The 15,660-nt window shown below is 67.3% G+C and carries 16 protein-coding genes and 1 riboswitch; of the genes, 9 read left to right on the top strand and 7 right to left on the bottom strand.

Features of this window, described 5'->3' with window-relative positions:
• The coding region (locus Q4I23_RS21860; RefSeq protein WP_498527596.1) for a helicase C-terminal domain-containing protein at positions 1-897 on the top strand (897 nt) is incomplete at its 5' end.
• 25 nt (positions 898-922) lie between these two features.
• On the opposite strand, the gene Q4I23_RS21855 is transcribed toward Q4I23_RS21860, so the two are convergent.
• Complete coding sequence (locus Q4I23_RS21855; RefSeq protein WP_498527595.1) at positions 923-2,602, bottom strand: methyl-accepting chemotaxis protein; 1,680 nt, start codon at positions 2,600-2,602, stop codon at positions 923-925.
• Between the two features lie 753 nt (positions 2,603-3,355).
• On the opposite strand from Q4I23_RS21855, the gene Q4I23_RS21850 reads away from it, so the two are divergent.
• A complete protein-coding gene (locus Q4I23_RS21850; RefSeq protein ID WP_237902904.1) occupies positions 3,356-3,844 on the top strand; it encodes a hypothetical protein in 489 nt (162 codons plus the stop codon).
• 7 nt (positions 3,845-3,851) lie between these two features.
• On the opposite strand, the gene Q4I23_RS21845 is transcribed toward Q4I23_RS21850, so the two are convergent.
• The 4 genes from Q4I23_RS21845 to Q4I23_RS21830 all read right to left on the bottom strand — a co-directional run bounded on the left by Q4I23_RS21845 (position 3,852) and on the right by Q4I23_RS21830 (position 8,486).
• Positions 3,852-4,775, bottom strand: a complete 924-nt coding sequence (locus Q4I23_RS21845; RefSeq protein ID WP_498527594.1) for a homoserine O-succinyltransferase — start codon at positions 4,773-4,775, stop codon at positions 3,852-3,854.
• 49 nt (positions 4,776-4,824) lie between these two features.
• Positions 4,825-4,929: riboswitch (SAM-I-IV-variant riboswitch) on the bottom strand.
• A gap of 66 nt (positions 4,930-4,995) precedes the next feature.
• Positions 4,996-5,394: a hypothetical protein gene (locus Q4I23_RS21840; protein ID WP_498527593.1), complete on the bottom strand. Its 399-nt coding sequence runs from the start codon at positions 5,392-5,394 to the stop codon at positions 4,996-4,998.
• Between the two features lie 199 nt (positions 5,395-5,593).
• Entirely contained in the window at positions 5,594-7,285 is a 1,692-nt protein-coding gene (locus Q4I23_RS21835) for a HAMP domain-containing methyl-accepting chemotaxis protein (protein ID WP_498527592.1), read from the bottom strand.
• A gap of 253 nt (positions 7,286-7,538) precedes the next feature.
• Positions 7,539-8,486, bottom strand: coding sequence for an AEC family transporter (locus tag Q4I23_RS21830; protein WP_145704114.1), 948 nt, complete (start codon positions 8,484-8,486; stop codon positions 7,539-7,541).
• A 147-nt stretch (positions 8,487-8,633) separates the two neighbouring features.
• On the opposite strand from Q4I23_RS21830, the gene Q4I23_RS21825 reads away from it, so the two are divergent.
• Entirely contained in the window at positions 8,634-9,038 is a 405-nt protein-coding gene (locus Q4I23_RS21825) for a tellurite resistance TerB family protein (RefSeq protein WP_014241609.1), read from the top strand.
• An 11-nt stretch (positions 9,039-9,049) separates the two neighbouring features.
• Positions 9,050-9,928: an NAD(P)-dependent oxidoreductase gene (locus Q4I23_RS21820; protein ID WP_498527591.1), complete on the top strand. Its 879-nt coding sequence runs from the start codon at positions 9,050-9,052 to the stop codon at positions 9,926-9,928.
• Positions 9,929-9,933: 5 nt separating this feature from the next.
• Here the strand turns inward: Q4I23_RS21820 and Q4I23_RS21815 are convergent, their stop codons facing one another.
• Entirely contained in the window at positions 9,934-10,401 is a 468-nt protein-coding gene (locus tag Q4I23_RS21815) for an acetyltransferase (RefSeq protein WP_498527590.1), read from the bottom strand.
• Positions 10,398-11,417 (bottom strand): aspartate-semialdehyde dehydrogenase, encoded by a 1,020-nt coding sequence (locus Q4I23_RS21810; protein WP_454019117.1) that lies wholly within the window; start codon positions 11,415-11,417, stop codon positions 10,398-10,400. The genes Q4I23_RS21815 and Q4I23_RS21810 overlap by 4 nt, the downstream gene beginning before the upstream one ends.
• Positions 11,418-11,549: 132 nt before the next feature.
• Here Q4I23_RS21810 and Q4I23_RS21805 point away from each other — a divergent pair, with 132 nt between their 5' ends.
• The 5 genes from Q4I23_RS21805 to Q4I23_RS21785 all read left to right on the top strand — a co-directional run bounded on the left by Q4I23_RS21805 (position 11,550) and on the right by Q4I23_RS21785 (position 15,453).
• A complete protein-coding gene (locus Q4I23_RS21805) occupies positions 11,550-11,813 on the top strand; it encodes a hypothetical protein (protein WP_014241604.1) in 264 nt (87 codons plus the stop codon).
• Between the two features lie 248 nt (positions 11,814-12,061).
• Positions 12,062-12,451: a succinate dehydrogenase, cytochrome b556 subunit gene (gene sdhC, locus Q4I23_RS21800; protein WP_014241603.1), complete on the top strand. Its 390-nt coding sequence runs from the start codon at positions 12,062-12,064 to the stop codon at positions 12,449-12,451.
• Between the two features lie 11 nt (positions 12,452-12,462).
• Positions 12,463-12,858 carry a succinate dehydrogenase, hydrophobic membrane anchor protein gene (sdhD, locus tag Q4I23_RS21795; RefSeq protein ID WP_454019118.1) on the top strand — a complete coding sequence of 132 codons (396 nt, stop codon included), beginning with the start codon at positions 12,463-12,465 and terminating at the stop codon, positions 12,856-12,858.
• Between the two features lie 6 nt (positions 12,859-12,864).
• Positions 12,865-14,646: a succinate dehydrogenase flavoprotein subunit gene (gene sdhA, locus Q4I23_RS21790; RefSeq protein WP_035675802.1), complete on the top strand. Its 1,782-nt coding sequence runs from the start codon at positions 12,865-12,867 to the stop codon at positions 14,644-14,646.
• 30 nt (positions 14,647-14,676) lie between these two features.
• Complete coding sequence (locus tag Q4I23_RS21785; RefSeq protein WP_014241601.1) at positions 14,677-15,453, top strand: succinate dehydrogenase iron-sulfur subunit; 777 nt, start codon at positions 14,677-14,679, stop codon at positions 15,451-15,453.
• Positions 15,454-15,660 lie beyond the last annotated feature (207 nt).

The raw sequence follows: 15,660 nt of genomic DNA, 5'->3' as shown, positions 1-15,660 counted from the left end.
ATGCTGAAGACGCTGCCGGTGGAGACCCCGGCGCAGTTCGTCGACTGGTTCGCGGTGGAGCGGATCGACGGGCGCGACGTCGATGTCGGGCTCTACCGCCACTGGATCGACCCGACCGTTCCCTTCGCCGAGGCGCTGGCCGGGCCGGCGCACGGCATGGTGGTCACCTCGGCCACCCTGACCGACGGCACCGGCGATGTCGCCATGGACTGGCAGGCGGCGGAGGACCGCTGCGGCGCCAGCCATCTGCCGAAGCCGGCGCTGCGCGCCCAGGTGCCGTCGCCCTTCGACTACCCCAACCGCACGCGGGTGATGGTGGTCACCGACGTGCGCAAGGACGATCTGGGGCAGGTGGCGTCGGCCTACCGCACGCTGTTCCAGGCAGCGGGGGGCGGCGGGCTGGGGCTGTTCACCGCGATCAGCCGGCTGCGCGCCGTCTACGACCGCATCGTGGAGCCGCTGGACGCCACCGGCGTCCCGCTCTACGCCCAGCATGTCGACCCGCTGGACGTGGCGACCCTGATCGACATCTTCCGGGGGGAGGAGCACGCCTGCCTGCTCGGCACCGACGCGGTGCGCGACGGGGTGGACGTGCCGGGCCGCTCGTTGCGGCTGATCGTGTTCGACCGCGTGCCCTGGCCGCGCCCCGACATCCTGCACCGCGCCCGGCGCGACGCCTTCGGGCGGCGGCGCTACGAGGATATGATCGCGCGGTTGCGGCTGAAGCAGGCCTTCGGCCGGCTGGTGCGGCGGGCCGACGACACCGGGGTGTTCGTTCTGCTCGACCCGATGATGCCGAGCCGCCTGTTCGGCGCCTTCCCAGAGGGTGTGGAGGTCCGCCGCGTCGGCATCAAGGAGGCGGTGGAGGCGACGGCGGAATTCCTGCGGGGCTGGTGAGACCCCGCAGGAACCGGACAGTGCCTCAGGCGGCGCGGATCGCCGCCAGGAAGCTCTCCACGTCGCGGCGCAGGTTCTCCGCCTGCGAGGCCAGCCCTCCGGCCGCACCCAGCACCTGATGGGCGGCGGCCCCGGTGGTGCCGGCGGCCTCGGTCACCTGGGCGATGTTGCTGGACACCTCGCGCGTGCCGATCGCCGCCTGCTGGACGTTGCGCGAGATCTCGTTGGTCGCCGCGGCCTGCTCCTCGATCGCCGCGGCGATGGAGGTGGAGATCTCGTTGATCGCCGCGATGGTGCGGCCGATCCCCTCGATGGCGCCGACCGAGCCGGCGGTGGCCTCCTGGATCCCCTGGATCTGCGAGGCGATCTCGTCTGTCGCGCGGGCGGTCTGGTTGGCGAGCTGCTTCACCTCCGACGCCACGACGGCGAAGCCCTTGCCGGCCTCGCCCGCGCGGGCCGCCTCGATGGTGGCGTTGAGCGCCAGCAGGTTGGTCTGCCCGGCGATGTTGGTGATGAGCTGCACCACGGCGCCGATGCGGTGCGCGGCGTCGGCCAGCCCGCGCACGGAGTCGGTGGTGCGCCCGGCCTCCTGCACCGCCTGTCCGGCGATGCCGGTGGAGCGGGTGACCTGCGAACCGATCTCCCCAATGGAGCTGGACATCTCCTCCGCGGCGCTGGCGACCGTCTGCACGTTGGCGCTGGTCTGCTCCGCGGCGGCGGCGGCGTTGGCCGCCTGGTCGTTGGTCTGGCGGGCGGTGACCGCCATGCTCTGGGCGGTGGTGTCCAACTCGGTCGCGGCGGCGGCGACGTTGCGCAGCGCGTCGGCGACCTGCTCCTCGAAGGAGGCGATCAGCCGTTCGACCGCCTCGGTCCGCCGCAGCTTGGCGGCCTGGTCGGCGGCCTGCTCGGCGGCCAGCCGGTCGGCCTCGATCAGCCCGTCCTTGAAGACCTGGACCGCGGTGGCCATGGCGCCGATCTCGTCGCCCCGGTTGGCGAAGGGAATCGCCGTCGTCTTGTCGCCACCGGCCAGCCGGCGCATCGCTTCGGTCATCGCGCCGATCGGCGAGGAGACCCCGCGGATCATCATCAGCGCACCGCCCAGGCAGACGGCGATGCCGATGAGCAGCGCGACGATGAGCATCGTGCTGGACTGGGCGTAGACGGCGTCGGCGTCGTCGCTCGCCTTGGCGGCCCCGCGGTTGTTGTGGTCGATCATGGCGTCGAGAGTCCGCCCGACCTCCTGAAATCCCTTGTCGGCCGCGTCGCGGAACAGGGCGTTGGCGGCGGCGTTCTCGTTGCGCCGCGACAGGGCGGTGATCTGACGCTGCAACGTCAAATACTGCGCCCATTGCTGCTCGAACTGGGCGAACAGCCCGCGCCCTTCGGCGGTGCGCAGCGTTGCCTCGTAGGTCCGGCGGGCGTTGGCGATGCTGGCTTCCATCTCGTCCATCCTCTTCTCCGCCGCGGCCATTTCCGGCTCGCTGGTGCTGAGGATGTGGGCGCTTTGCAGGATGCGGAAGTTCGACACCGCGTCGTTCACGGTGTTGACCTGCACGACCCGCGGCATCCAAAAGGTGGCGATCTCCGTCGAACTGTCGTTGACCACCGACAGGCGGTTGATTCCGAGGGTTCCAATTCCAGCGAGAAGCAGGGATAGAAATGCAAAAACGGCGAAGGTTTTTGTTCTGACGCTGATGTCATTCATGGTTTGTTTTTCTCTTTTCTGTCGTGCTGGTGGTCGGTTTCCTCGCGCTTTCACCAAAGGAGGATTTTGTATTTTTGTTTTTCTTCGTTGAAAACGAATGATTTCGCAACGAACCGGTTGCGGCAAAATTGTTCATTGTGTGACAGTGGAGGGATGCCTCACATGCTTCCGCACGCCCGGCTGCATGGGCGCGCGGATGGGCGATGCAAAAGCCTACATGTTCTGCGATAAGTTGAAGGATTGGTCGGTGGCCAAGGGGGCGGCCATGCGGAGAGATTCGTGGGGCGCTTCCGAAGACGTTGGTCCGGAAGAAACTGGCGTCCCACAGTTATCATGGCCGCCTTGTTCCCGCGAGCGGTGAAGGAGACTTCGCTACTCTACCGGTGCAGAACCTGGATGCCCTTCGGGGGCACACGGTTTCTAGTGTCGCGTGCGGGCCTTGGCCGGCGGCCCCGCGGAGCCTGGACCGAGGGCGGAATAAATGGAGCGCACACCGAGAATGGCCATGTCGTATCCATGCGTAAAAGTGCTGCGCACCGCGTATTCCAGCGTTTTCTACACGATAACACGTATCGTCGCAACATGAGAAAACGTGCAACCGACGATTGGCCTCATCGCGAGCGGGGCGCCGTGGGAAGCAAATTCACCGTGGAAATGGAGGCTTCCTCTCCAGGCCTGGGAGAAACCGGCGTGGTGCAGCTTGGGGATCGGCTCAAGACCGTACGCGAATTTCTCGGTGAGACACAGAAAACAATGTCTCGCCGGTTCCGTCTCGGGGAGAACACGTGGCAGTCCTACGAGTTGAACGGCAAGCTGCCGAAGGGAGAGACCCTGTCGGAATTGGCCGCCCTCGGCATCGACATGAACTGGCTGCTGACCGGCCGGGGCAGCATGCGGACGGTGGCCGGCCGCCTGGAGTCCGGCGACGGCGCCCTTCCGCTTCCGCCGCGGGAGGCTGCCCTTCCGCGGCCGGTGCTTGACCTCGCGCTGTTAAGCGAGGCGATCGCCCTTGTGGAGCAGGGACTGGCCGACCGGGGTCGGCGCCTGTCGCCCCGCGCCAAGGGCAATCTGGTGGCGGCCCTGTATGGTCTGGCGGCGGTGGGGGAGGACGGCGGAGGGAGCGGCTCCCGTCCGCCGTGCGTCAGCCCATCCGCCGCGGCGCATCTGCTCTGGCTCGCCTTGCAGATGGACGACGCTGTGCCGCCGGTGGGAGAGGGTGACGGGGCGGTTCGGTCGCCCTGACGGCGGCCTAACCGGCCGTGCCGATGCGGGAAAGCTCGAAGGGCGTCGTCTGGTAGATTTGGTTGATCCAGTTGGCGAACAGCAGATGGGCGTGGCTCCGCCACCGGTTTTCGGGCGGGCGGCTCGGGTCGTCGTCGGGGAAATAGCCCTGGGGAACCGGCGTGGCCGCGTCCTTGGCGACGTCCCGGACATATTCGTTGCGCAGCGTGTCCGTGTCGTACTCGATGTGGTTGAACATGTGCAGCGACCGGTGGGCGGCGTCCTCCAGCAGGCAAGGGCCAGCCTCTGGGGAGTCCAGCAACACGCGCAGGCCGCTTTCGGGGGGAATGTCCTCCTCGCGCACCTCGGTCCAGCGCGAAACCGGGATGGGCACGCCGTCGGACAGGCCGCACAGATAGGGCGAGGCGGGGGCGCGGTTGCGGTGCCGGTACACGCCGGATGCCTTGCGCGGCAGGAGATGCTTCGGCACGCCGTGGAAATGATGGACGGCGGCCTGCGCCGCCCAGCAGATGTTCAGACAGGAATGGACGTGGCTCTGCGTCCAGTCGAATACCGAACACAGCTCGTCCCAGTAGGACACCTCCGCGAAGGGCATCGTCTCGACCGGGGCGCCGGTGATGATGAAGCCGTCGAACGTCTCGCGGCGCGCGTCCTCCCACGACCGGTAGAAGGCGCTCATGTGGTCCGCCGCAGTGTTGCGCGGCACATGGTTGGTGATCCGGATCAGCGACAGCTCGACCTGAAGCGGCGTGTTGCCCAGCAGGCGGGCGATCTGCGTCTCGGTCCGGATCTTGTCGGGCATCAGGTTGAGCAGGCCGAAGCGCAGGGGCCGGATGTCCTGCCGGATGGCGTCAGCCTCCTGCATGACCATGACGCCCTCGGTCTGGAGGGCGGTGAAGGCGGGAAGATCGTTGGGGATCCTGATGGGCATGACTCGTCCGGCTCCGCTGTCGGTGCATCGGTCGGAACAGACGTCATGGCGAACCCCGTTTGATTGCCGGTCCGGCCACATCCCCCTTCGGGACGCCACCTTGCTCGGGTAAGCAGGTTGGCGTTGAGCGTCCGCTCAACTCTTGATGCGCGGTGCACATTATACGGGCAGCGGCGGCTTGGCAACAGCAGCGGGGCCATAGTGGTGGGCCGCGATTCCGTCAGGCGGGAAGGGCGGGGTAGAACCAAGTGTTGAGCAGGAGCAGGAGCGCCCAGAAGCCGATCTCCAGCGTCTCGGTGATCGGCTGGATGCGCCGGATGGCGCCGTAGACATGGACCGCCAGCATCAGCCCGAACACGCCGAACAGGACGTCGAAGGCATAGGCGGTCGTCTCCACCGTCGTCGCGCCGCGCAGCATCAGGAACTCGACGATCAGGATGAACGCCCCGAGGCAGCGGCCGAAATAGACGGCGAGGTCGGTGTCCTGCGGGATGCGCCACAGCATCAGTCGAGCCCAGGCGAGCGGCGCGATGAAAATCGGGAGGGCGAAGAAAAGCGTCGTGCTTATCATCAGGACAAGCAAATAGGTCTGCGCGTGCTGCGCGTAGAGGCTCAGCATGGCGGCTCCTCCATTCTGTACTCTTGATGAGACAGTGACCGGTGACGGTCATGGAGTGCCGGGACAGCCGCCGGTTGTCAAACCGATTGCCGCGCGCTTCTTCGAAAGTATGAGGAGACGCAGGACGCCGGAGCCCATGCCGCGGCGGGGCTGCCGGTGAGCGGTCCCGCGGCCGCCCACCGGTCCTGTCTTGCGATCCTCAGGCGGCCTTGATGGCGATGAGGAAGTTTTCCACCTCGCTCTTCAGGCGCATCGCCCCCTGGTTCAGGTCGCCGGAGGCCGACATCACCTGGGTCGCGGCGCTGCCGGTCTCGGTCGCGGCCTGCGACACTCGGCCGATGTTGCTGGTCACTTCCTGGGTGCTCTGCGCCGCCTGCTGGACGTTGCGGCTGATCTCCTGGGTCGCCGCACCCTGCTCCTCGATGGCGGCGGCGATGGAGGAGGAGATGTCGTTGATCGAGGAGATGGTCGCCCCGATCCCGCGGATGGCGCCGACCGCCCCGCCGGTGGCCGCCTGGATGGCGCCGATCTGCTGGGCGATCTCCTCCGTCGCCTTGGAGGTCTGGTTGGCGAGGCTCTTGACCTCGCTCGCCACGACGGCGAAGCCCTTGCCGGCCTCGCCCGCCCGTGCCGCCTCGATGGTGGCGTTCAGAGCCAGCAGGTTGGTCTGGGCGGCGATGTTCTGGATCAGGTCCACCACGTCGCCGATGCGCTGGGCCGCTTCCGACAGCCCCTGCACGGTGGCGTTGGTGCGGTCGGCCTCGTCCACCGCCTTGCCGGCGATGCCGGCCGACTGCGACACCTGCTGGGAAATCTCGGTGATGGAGGCGGCCATCTCCTCCGACGCGGCGGCAACGGTCTGCACGTTGGCGGAGGTCAGCTCCGCCGCCGCCGCCGCGCTGCCCGCCTCGGCCCGCGTGTGCTCGGCGATGTCGGTCATGCTGCGGGCGGTGGTGTCGAGCTGCGACGCCGCGGCGCCCACGGTCTGCAGGACGCTGTGCACCGCGCCGTCGAAGTTGCGGATCAGCGAATCGATCCGCTCGGTGCGGCGGCGCTTGTTCTCCTCCTCGGCGGCCTGGGCGGCGGTCAGGCGCTCCGCCTCGATCAGGCCGTCCTTGAAGACCTGCACCGCGCGGGCCATGGCGCCGATCTCGTCCTGCCGGTTGCCGCCTTCCACCGCGACTCCGAGGTCGCGCCTGGCCAGACGGTCCATGATGGAGGTCAGGGCGACGATGGGCCGGGCGACCGACTTCGTCATGGCGATGCCGGCGAACAGGCAGAGGACCGCCACGAACGCGATGGCGCCCAGAATCCAGTTCCGCGCTCCGACATAGGTGGCCCGCCCCGAGTCCGCCGCCTTCGTGGCGTTCTGGACGTTGGAGGTGGTCAGGTCATTGACGAGCGCGGAGCACTCATCGAACGCCTTGCGCGATTCGTCCCGGTAGATGCCTGTAGCCTTCTCGTTCTCGTTGGCTCGTGAGGGGGGAAGCAATTTGCCCTGGCTGATTTTCAGATAGCCATCCCAAGCCGCCTCCCAGCGTCTGAAGGTCTGGGTTTCCCAACCGGGGGCCAGCAGCGGCTCATATTTCCGCCGGGCCTCCGCCAGGCGGTTCAGAACCGTGGTCATCTCCTTTTCAACCTCGGCCATTTCCGCCGGGTAGAGCGCCAGGATGTGGGACGCCTCCAGGATGCGGTAATCGTTGGCCGCACCGTCGATCTCTCCGATGGCGGTGACGCTGGGCAGCCAGTTGGAGCGGATTTCCTCCGCGGCGTGGTTGACGGTGCTCAGCCGGTCGACGGCGAACAGTCCCAGGGCGACTGACATCAGCAGGACACAGACGGTGGCGGCGACCACCTTGGTCCGGATGGTCATGGAACTCAGCATGGACATGGCGCGTATCTCTTTCCCCCGAAACGATGCGGCGGCGGTCGATTGTTATGAGTCTGAACGAAAGGATTCGGCAGACCAGCGCCCGTGCGTTGGGCGCTGGATTTGCCGTGATCAAATGATTGAACAGCAAATATTAAGAAAGACGCAAGAATGACGCAGGGAGGCTGTCTCCCGCTTTTCAAATGGTTTCTTTCTTTTAAGAAAGATGAATGTCTCAAGAGGCGAGCGCGACCAGACGACCGCAAGCCAAGGTTCAGAGCGGCGGCGCGTAGGTGGCCAGCAGGAAGGACAGGGTGACCACGCTGGCGATGGTGGACATCAGGATCGCGGCGGAGGTGCGCTCCACATAGATGCGGTACTGGCTGGCCACCACGAAGGTCAGGGCGCCGGTGGGCAGCCCGGCGAGGATGATGGCCGATCCGGCCCAGAAGGGGTCTAGCGGGAACAGCGTCTGGATGAGGAACCACGCCAGCGCCGGCTGCACCACCAGTTTCAGGGCGCTGATCCAGCCGACCTCCAGCAGGTTGGCCTTCAGGCTCTGGGTTGCCAGGAACAGGCCGATGGCGAACAGGGCGCAGGGACCGGCGGAGGCGCCCATCAGGTCGCAGTAGATGGCGATCGGGCGCGGCACCGGCACGCCGGACAGGAAGACCGACCAGGCGAGCCCCAGGGCCGTGGAGATGATCAGCGGGTTCTTGACCAGCGCCCGGCCGACGTCGCGCAGCGCCTTGCCGATGCCGCCGCCCTGACTGTTGGCGAACTCCAGCCAGATCACCGCGATGCCGACCATGATCGCGCTCATGATGACGGTGGCGAGGATGGCCGGGGCCAGACGGTCCGGGCCGAAGGCCGCCAGGAACAGCGGGATGCCCATGTAGCCGGTGTTGGAGAAGCAGGCGTTCAGCCCCTGCATGCACTGGATCTGCGTGCGCTCCCGGTGGATCAGCCAGCCCAGCAGGGCGCCCAGCGCGTAGACCGCCAGCATCGAGCCGAGAAAGGCGCCGATGAAGGGGCCGTTGAAGATCTCCGGCAGCGAGCGCTTCGCGGTGCCGAGGAACAGCACCGGCGGCAGGGCCATCCAGTAGACGAACTTGTTCAGCGCCTCCGACGAGGCGGGACCGAGCAGCTTCGCCTTACCGGAAAGGACGCCCGCCAGGATGATGGCGAAGACCGGGAGCGCCACGTTGAAGACCACCGACATGGGGGCCGACCTTAAGGGGCAACCCGTCCCCTGTCGAGGGACCCACCCGTCCGCCCCGGGCATAGCTCCCTTGACGGCGCTCCCTCCCTTGACGGCGCGCGGGGGGCGGGCAAGATTGGGCGGGGCCCTTTTTCCGCAGGAGTTTCGATGATCAACCATCACAGCGCGCTCATCTACGTCATGGTGCTGGTGTCGGCGTGCGACGGCGACATGACGGACGCGGAGCTTGAGGCCATCGGCGAGAACGTCCGCTACCTGCCGATCTTCAAGGATTTCGACATCGACCGGCTGACCGATGTGACCCGCGAATGCTCCGGCCTGCTGGCCGACGCCGACGGGCTGGAGACGACGCTCCAGATCGTCAAGGAGGCCATTCCGTCCAAGCTGTCCGAGACCGCCTACGCGCTCGCCTGCGACATCGCCGCGGCGGACCCGTCGGCCTCGCAGGAGGAACTGCGGATGCTGGAACTGATCCGGCACAAGCTGGGCGTGGACCGGCTGTGCGCCGCCGCCATCGAACGCGGCGCGCGGGCGCGCCACACCCGCCTGTGACGGCCGGTGACATGACCGGACGGCCAGGTCTGGCGGGACGGACGGTTGGCGTCATCGGGCTGGGCCTGATGGGCCGGCCGATGGCCCGCAATCTGGCGAAGGCCGGTGCTGCCCTGGTGATCAGCAGCCGCAGCCCCGGCCCGGTCGAGGAACTGGCTGGCGAGGGCATGAGCCCCGCCGCCAACCCCGCCGAGGTCGCCGCCCGCGCCGACGCCATCGTGCTGATGCTGTCGGACACCGTGGCGGTGGAGGCGGTGGCAGCATCCCTGATCGACGCGCTGCGGCCCGGCCATCTCGTCATTGACATGGGCACCACGGCGGTCGGGGCGACCCGCAAGCTGGCCGAGGCCGTCCGCGCCAGGGGCGCCGACTGGGTGGACGCCCCGGTGTCCGGCGGCACGGTGGCGGCGGAGGCCGGCACCCTGACCATCATGGCCGGCGGCACGGAGGAGGCCTTTGCCCGCGCCCTGCCGCTGTTCCAGTCGATGGGCCAGCGCATCACCCATGTCGGTGACAGCGGGGCCGGGCAGGTCGCCAAGATGGCCAATCAGGTGATCGTCGCGCTGAGCATCGGCGCGGTGGCCGAGGCGCTGGCGCTGGCCAAGGCGGCGGGGGTGGAGCCGGGCAAGGTCCGCGACGCCATCCGCGGCGGCTTCGCCGAGTCGCGCATCCTGGAGCTGCACGGCCAGCGCATGGTCTCCGGCGACTTCACGCCGGGCGGCCGTGTGGTCACTCAGATCAAGGATCTGAAGCAGGCGGAGGAACTGGCGGAGCAGTCCGGCATCCAGCTTCCCGCGCTGGGCCTGAGCCTGGAGCTGTTCGAACTGCTGGCCGAACAGGGCGACGGCGGGCTGGACCATTCCGCCCTCTACCGGCTGTTCGTCAAGTAAGCCTTTCAGGCTCCGGTCGGTTCGCGTCGGCCGGAGCCATCGAGGGCGAGATGCAGCAAGGGGAATGGGCGGCCGCTGTCGTCCAGCGCGGAGCGCCCGACCTCCCGGAAGCCGAGGCGCCGATAAAAAGTCCGTGCGGCGCTGTTCTGCTCGTTCACGTCGACCGTCAGTCCCCACCCGCTGTCGAACGCGGAGGCGACCAGGGCACGGCCGATCCCCTGGCCGTGCCACGCCGGATCGACGAACAGCGTGTCGATCTTCCGCCCGCTCATGCCCAGGAAGCCGACCGGCCGGTCGTCGCCGTCCACCGCGACCATGAGCGCCGCCGCCGGAAGATACTGGTCGCGCACGAGGTCGGCGTAGAAGCCGATGTCCGCCTCGCTCAGGAAGTCGTGCGTGCTGCGCACCGCGGCGAGCCAGACGGCAAAGAGCGCCGGGGCGTCGTCCGGGCGGGAGGGACGGATCGGGATCACGCGTCGAGATACTCCTTCACCAGCAGCTCAGCGATCTGCACGGCGTTGAGCGCGGCGCCCTTGCGCAGGTTGTCGGTGGACGCCCAGAAGGACAGGCCGTTGTCCACCGTGTAGTCCTCGCGGAGGCGGCTGACGAAGACCGGGTCGTCGCCGGCGATCTCGACCGGGGTGATGTAGCCGTCGTTCTCCTGCTGGTCGATCACCTGCATGCCCGGCGCCTTGCGCAGGATGCGGCGGGCCTCCTCGGCGGTCACCGGCTCGACGCACTCGATGGTGATCGCGGCGGAATGGCCGATGAAGACGGGGACGCGGACGCAGGTTGCGCTCACCTTGATCTTGGGGTCGAGGATCTTCTTCGTCTCGACGTTCATCGCCCACTCGTCCCGCGTCGCACCATCCTCCATGAAGGGGCCGATGTGCGGGATGACGTTGAAGGCGATCTGCTTGGAGAAGACGGACTTCTGCACCGGGTCGTTCACGTAGATGGCGCGGGTCTGGCTGAACAGCTCGTCCATCCCCTCCTTGCCGGCGTCCGAGGCCGCCTGATAGGTGGAGACGACGACGCGGCTCACCGTGACCTGCTCGTGCAGGGGCTTCAGCGCCATGGCCAACAGGATGGCCGCGCCGCCGGGGCTGGCGACGATGTTCTTCTTCGCGTAACCGGCGAGCGCGTCGGCGTTGACCTCCGGGACCACCAGCGGGACGTCGGGGTCCATGCGGAACTGCGGGCTGGCGTCGATCACCACGGCGCCCGCGGCGGCGGCGCGCGGCGCGTGGGCCGCCGAAACCTTGGCGTCCGCGGCGAACAGAGCGATGTCCACGCCCTTGAAGTCGAAGCGGCCGACGTCCTCGACCTTCAGCACCGCGTCCTCGCCGAAGGACACTTCCTTGCCCACCGCGCTGTCGGCGGCCAGGGCGATCACCGCGTCGGCCGGGAAGCGGCGGTCGGCGAGGGTGTTCAGCATTTCCCGTCCGACGTTGCCGGTGGCGCCGACGACCGCGACTGTGTAGCCCATGGCGGTTAATCCCTGTGATATGCGGTGCGAAGAGGGCTTGAGGTATGCGGTTCCCAATGGAATTGCAACAGCGCCCGCGTTGTGACACCGTGTCCGCCCCATCACGAACGACCGCGACCGGCACACCGGGGCATGGCCACTCCGCTCGAAGACATCATTGCCAAGGCGATCAAGGACGCGGACAAGTCCTTCTTCAACGAGGACTACACCAAGCAGGCGCGTTCGGTGATGAACGCGCTGAAGAAGGCCGGCTACGAGGTCGCTCCGGTCCGCCCGCCCGAGGGGCTGGTGGAGTGGGCCAAGGAGAACATTCCCTTCGGCCGGCTGCGTCCGGCGGAGCTGATTACCCAGATGTATTCGATGATGGTGGAGAATGTTCGCCGCTTCGACAAGTAATAGGCTGAACGGCGAAACCGGGTTTCGGCCCTGGTAATACCAGCTGCAGCAAAGCCCGTTAGTTTTCAGGCACTTCCCGCGGTGCGCCATTTTGGCCACGGCCAAGTCCCTGCCGTTGACTCGTGTGCGGTAGAGGCGTAATTCAATCGCCAAACACAGCAGGGCTTAAAACTTTCGGTCTCGCATCACCCGCCGTCGCGGCAACAGCCCTCCTTGCCGCGACCGGTCGCCGAACTGAGGACGACGCAATGGCAAACGGCAGCGGTCGGCCGCTCTCTCCGCATCTGCAAGTCTACAAACTTCCCAGGACCGCGCTCCTGTCCATCACGCACCGCATCACGGGCGTGGGGCTGGCCGTCGGGACCCTTCTGCTGACCTGGTGGCTGGTCGCCGCCGCCACCAGCCCCGCCGCATACGAGCGCGCGCAGCACTTCATCGGCTCGTTCTTCGGGCTGCTGCTGATGTTCGGCTGGTCGCTGGCGCTCTACTATCACCTGTGCAACGGCATCCGGCATCTGGTGTGGGACGCCGGCAAGGCGTTCGAGCTGAGCGAGGCCGACCGCGGCAACCAGATCGTCATCGGTGCGGCGGCCGTGCTGACCGTGCTGACCTGGATCATCGGCCTGGCCGTGTGGTGAGGAGAGAAGACATGGCGTCCAACAGCAAGACCCTCCGCTCGCCGCTGCAGATCGCGCGCGGCCTGGGCTCCGCCAAGCACGGCACCGAGCATTGGTGGCACCAGCGCGTGACCGCCATCGCCCTGGTTCCGCTGACCGTCTGGTTCGTCTTCGGGGTGATCCGCCATCTGGGCGCCGACCACGCGGCCTTCGTCGCGTGGCTGGAGTCGCCCTTCTCGGCGCTGATGATGGTGCTGACCGCCGTGGTCACCTTCCACCACGCCCAGGCCGGGCTGCAGGTGGTGATCGAGGACTACGTGCACAATGAGATGGCGAAGATCCTGAGCATCCTGGCCGTGAAAGCCCTGTGCTTCGTGCTGGGTGCCGCCTGCGTCATCGCCGTCCTCAAGATTTCGTTCGGAGCCTGACGAGCCATGGCCGCCTACGATATTATCGATCATTCCTATGACGTCGTCGTCGTCGGTGCCGGCGGTGCGGGCCTGCGCGCCACCTTCGGCATGGCCGAGAAGGGCCTGAAGACGGCGTGCATCACCAAGGTCTTCCCGACCCGTTCGCACACCGTGGCCGCCCAGGGCGGCATCTCGGCGGCGCTCGGCAACATGAGCGAGGACGACTGGCGCTTCCACATGTACGACACCGTCAAGGGGTCGGACTGGCTGGGCGACCAGGACGCCATCGAGTACATGTGCCGCGAGGCCATCCCGGCGATCATCGAGCTGGAGCACTACGGCGTGCCCTTCTCGCGCACGCCGGAAGGCAAGATCTACCAGCGCGCCTTCGGCGGCATGACCGCGCATTACGGCAAGCAGCAGGCCTACCGCACCTGCGCCGCCGCCGACCGCACCGGCCACGCCATCCTGCACACCCTCTACCAGCAGTCGCTGAAGCACGAGGCGGAGTTCTTCGTCGAGTATTTCGCGCTGGACCTCATCATGGAGGACGGCGTCTGCAAGGGCGTGGTGGCCTGGAACCTCGACGACGGCACCATCCACCGCTTCCGCGCCCAGCTCGTCGTTCTGGCGACCGGCGGCTACGGCCGCGCCTACTTCTCCGCCACCTCGGCCCACACCTGCACGGGCGACGGCGGCGGCATGGTGCTGCGCGCCGGCCTGCCGCTGCAGGACATGGAGTTCGTGCAGTTCCACCCGACCGGCATCTACGGCTCCGGCTGCCTCATCACCGAGGGCGTGCGCGGCGAGGGTGGCTACCTCACCAACTCCAACGGCGAGCGCTTCATGGAGCGTTACGCGCCGTCGGCCAAGGACCTCGCCTCGCGCGACGTGGTGTCCCGCTCGATGACCATCGAGATCCGCGAGGGCCGCGGCGTCGGTGAGCACAAGGACCACATCCACCTGCACCTGGAGCATCTCCCGCCGGAGATCATCCACCAGCGCCTGCCCGGCATCGCCGAGACGGCCAAGATCTTCGCCGGCGTGGACGTCACCAAGGAGCCGATCCCGGTTCTACCGACGGTGCACTACAACATGGGCGGCATCCCCACCAACTTCCGGTGCGAGGTGGTCAACCCGACCGCCGAGGACCCGGATCGCGTGGTGCCCGGCCTGATGGCCATCGGCGAGGCGGCCTGCGTGTCGGTGCACGGTGCGAACCGCCTGGGCTCCAACTCGCTGCTCGACCTCGTGGTGTTCGGCCGTTCGGCGGCCATCCGCGCCGCCGAGATCGTCGAGAAGGGCAAGTCGGTGTCGTCGTCCGCCGCCGCGACCGACGTCGCCCTGGAGCGCTTCGACCGCATCCGCAACGCCAAGGGCTCCATCAAGTCGTCGGAGCTTCGCCTGGAAATGCAGCGGACCATGCAGAACAACTGCGCGGTCTTCCGCACCGGCGAGGTGCTGGAGGAGGGCGTCAAGCTCATCGACCAGACCTTCGCGAAGAAGAGCGACATGGCGATCAGCGACCGTTCGCTGGTCTGGAACTCCGACCTCGTCGAAGCCATCGAGCTGGACAACCTGCTGTACCAGGCGGTCGCCACGCTCCACTCGGCGAAGAACCGGCCGGAGAGCCGCGGCGCCCACGCCCGCGAGGATTATCCGGACCGCGACGACGAGAACTGGATGAAGCACACCGTCATCGAGGTGTCGGACAAGGGCGAGACGAAGATCGGGTACCGCCCGGTCCATCTCTACACCCTGACCGACGAGGTGCAGGTGTTCCCGCCCAAGGCCCGCGTCTACTAAGGCGGCAAGAGCAAGGCAAGGATACGAACCATGGTCGAATTCAACCTGCCCGCCAATTCCAAGGTCGGCGTCGGCAAGACCATCAACGCCGCCAGCGGCGCCAAGCGGGCGAAGACCTTCAAGATCTACCGCTGGTCGCCGGATGACGGGCAGAACCCGCGGGTCGACACCTACGTCGTCGACCTCGACAAGTTCGGCCCGATGATCCTGGACGCGATCATCTACATCAAGAACAACATCGACTCGACCCTGACCTTCCGGCGGAGCTGCCGCGAGGGCATCTGCGGGTCCTGCGCGATGAACATCGACGGCACCAACACGCTGGCCTGCCTGAAGGCCATCGAGGAGGTGAAGGGCGACGTCAAGATCTACCCGCTGCCGCACATGCCGGTGGTGAAGGATCTCGTCCCCGACCTGAAGCACATCTACGCCCAGCTCGCCTCGATCAAGCCGTGGCTGCAGTCGCAGTCGCCGGCCCCGAGCCGCGAGCGTCTGCAGTCGCCGGAGGACCGCGCCAAGCTGGACGGCCTCTACGAGTGCATCCTGTGCTTCTGCTGCTCGACGTCCTGCCCCAGCTACTGGTGGAACGGCGACCGCTACCTCGGCCCGTCGATCCTGCTCCAGGCCTACCGCTGGATCGTCGACAGCCGCGACGAGATGACGGGCGAGCGCCTCGACAACCTTGAGGACCCGTTCCGCCTCTACCGCTGCCACACCATCATGAACTGCACCAAGGCGTGCCCGAAGGGCCTCAACCCGGCCAAGGCCATCGCCGAGATCAAGAAGCTGATGGTTCAGCGCCGCTGATCCGTCCGTTTCGGTTCACCGATGAAGAACGGGGCGCCTCCGGAAGGGGGCGCCCCGTTTGCTTTGGCCCGTCGGCGTCGTCGCGGCTCAGGCGAAGTCGGGATCGGTGGGCCGGGACGGCGGCAGGTCGTCGTTGGGCAGGGGGGAGGGCATGTCCTCCTGTGGGCCTGTCTCTTATACACATCTCCGAGCCCACGAGACTATAAC

The sequence above is a fragment of the Azospirillum sp. UFLA03-27 genome (assembly GCF_059803775.1).
Note: the sequence above shows the minus strand (reverse complement) of the source record. Positions and strands in the feature narration are given on the sequence as shown.

Coding starts and splice junctions, on each gene's coding strand:
- sdhA (WP_035675802.1), top strand. CDS start 12,865: ATGGCCGCCTACGATATTATCGATCATTCCTATGACGTCGTCGTCGTC.
- sdhC (WP_014241603.1), top strand. CDS start 12,062: ATGGCAAACGGCAGCGGTCGGCCGCTCTCTCCGCATCTGCAAGTCTAC.
- Q4I23_RS21805 (WP_014241604.1), top strand. CDS start 11,550: ATGGCCACTCCGCTCGAAGACATCATTGCCAAGGCGATCAAGGACGCG.
- Q4I23_RS21855 (WP_498527595.1), bottom strand. CDS start 2,602: ATGAATGACATCAGCGTCAGAACAAAAACCTTCGCCGTTTTTGCATTT.
- Q4I23_RS21850 (WP_237902904.1), top strand. CDS start 3,356: ATGTCTCGCCGGTTCCGTCTCGGGGAGAACACGTGGCAGTCCTACGAG.
- Q4I23_RS21785 (WP_014241601.1), top strand. CDS start 14,677: ATGGTCGAATTCAACCTGCCCGCCAATTCCAAGGTCGGCGTCGGCAAG.
- Q4I23_RS21820 (WP_498527591.1), top strand. CDS start 9,050: ATGACCGGACGGCCAGGTCTGGCGGGACGGACGGTTGGCGTCATCGGG.
- Q4I23_RS21835 (WP_498527592.1), bottom strand. CDS start 7,285: ATGTCCATGCTGAGTTCCATGACCATCCGGACCAAGGTGGTCGCCGCC.
- Q4I23_RS21830 (WP_145704114.1), bottom strand. CDS start 8,486: ATGTCGGTGGTCTTCAACGTGGCGCTCCCGGTCTTCGCCATCATCCTG.
- Q4I23_RS21825 (WP_014241609.1), top strand. CDS start 8,634: ATGATCAACCATCACAGCGCGCTCATCTACGTCATGGTGCTGGTGTCG.
- Q4I23_RS21810 (WP_454019117.1), bottom strand. CDS start 11,417: ATGGGCTACACAGTCGCGGTCGTCGGCGCCACCGGCAACGTCGGACGG.
- Q4I23_RS21845 (WP_498527594.1), bottom strand. CDS start 4,775: ATGCCCATCAGGATCCCCAACGATCTTCCCGCCTTCACCGCCCTCCAG.
- Q4I23_RS21840 (WP_498527593.1), bottom strand. CDS start 5,394: ATGCTGAGCCTCTACGCGCAGCACGCGCAGACCTATTTGCTTGTCCTG.
- sdhD (WP_454019118.1), top strand. CDS start 12,463: ATGGCGTCCAACAGCAAGACCCTCCGCTCGCCGCTGCAGATCGCGCGC.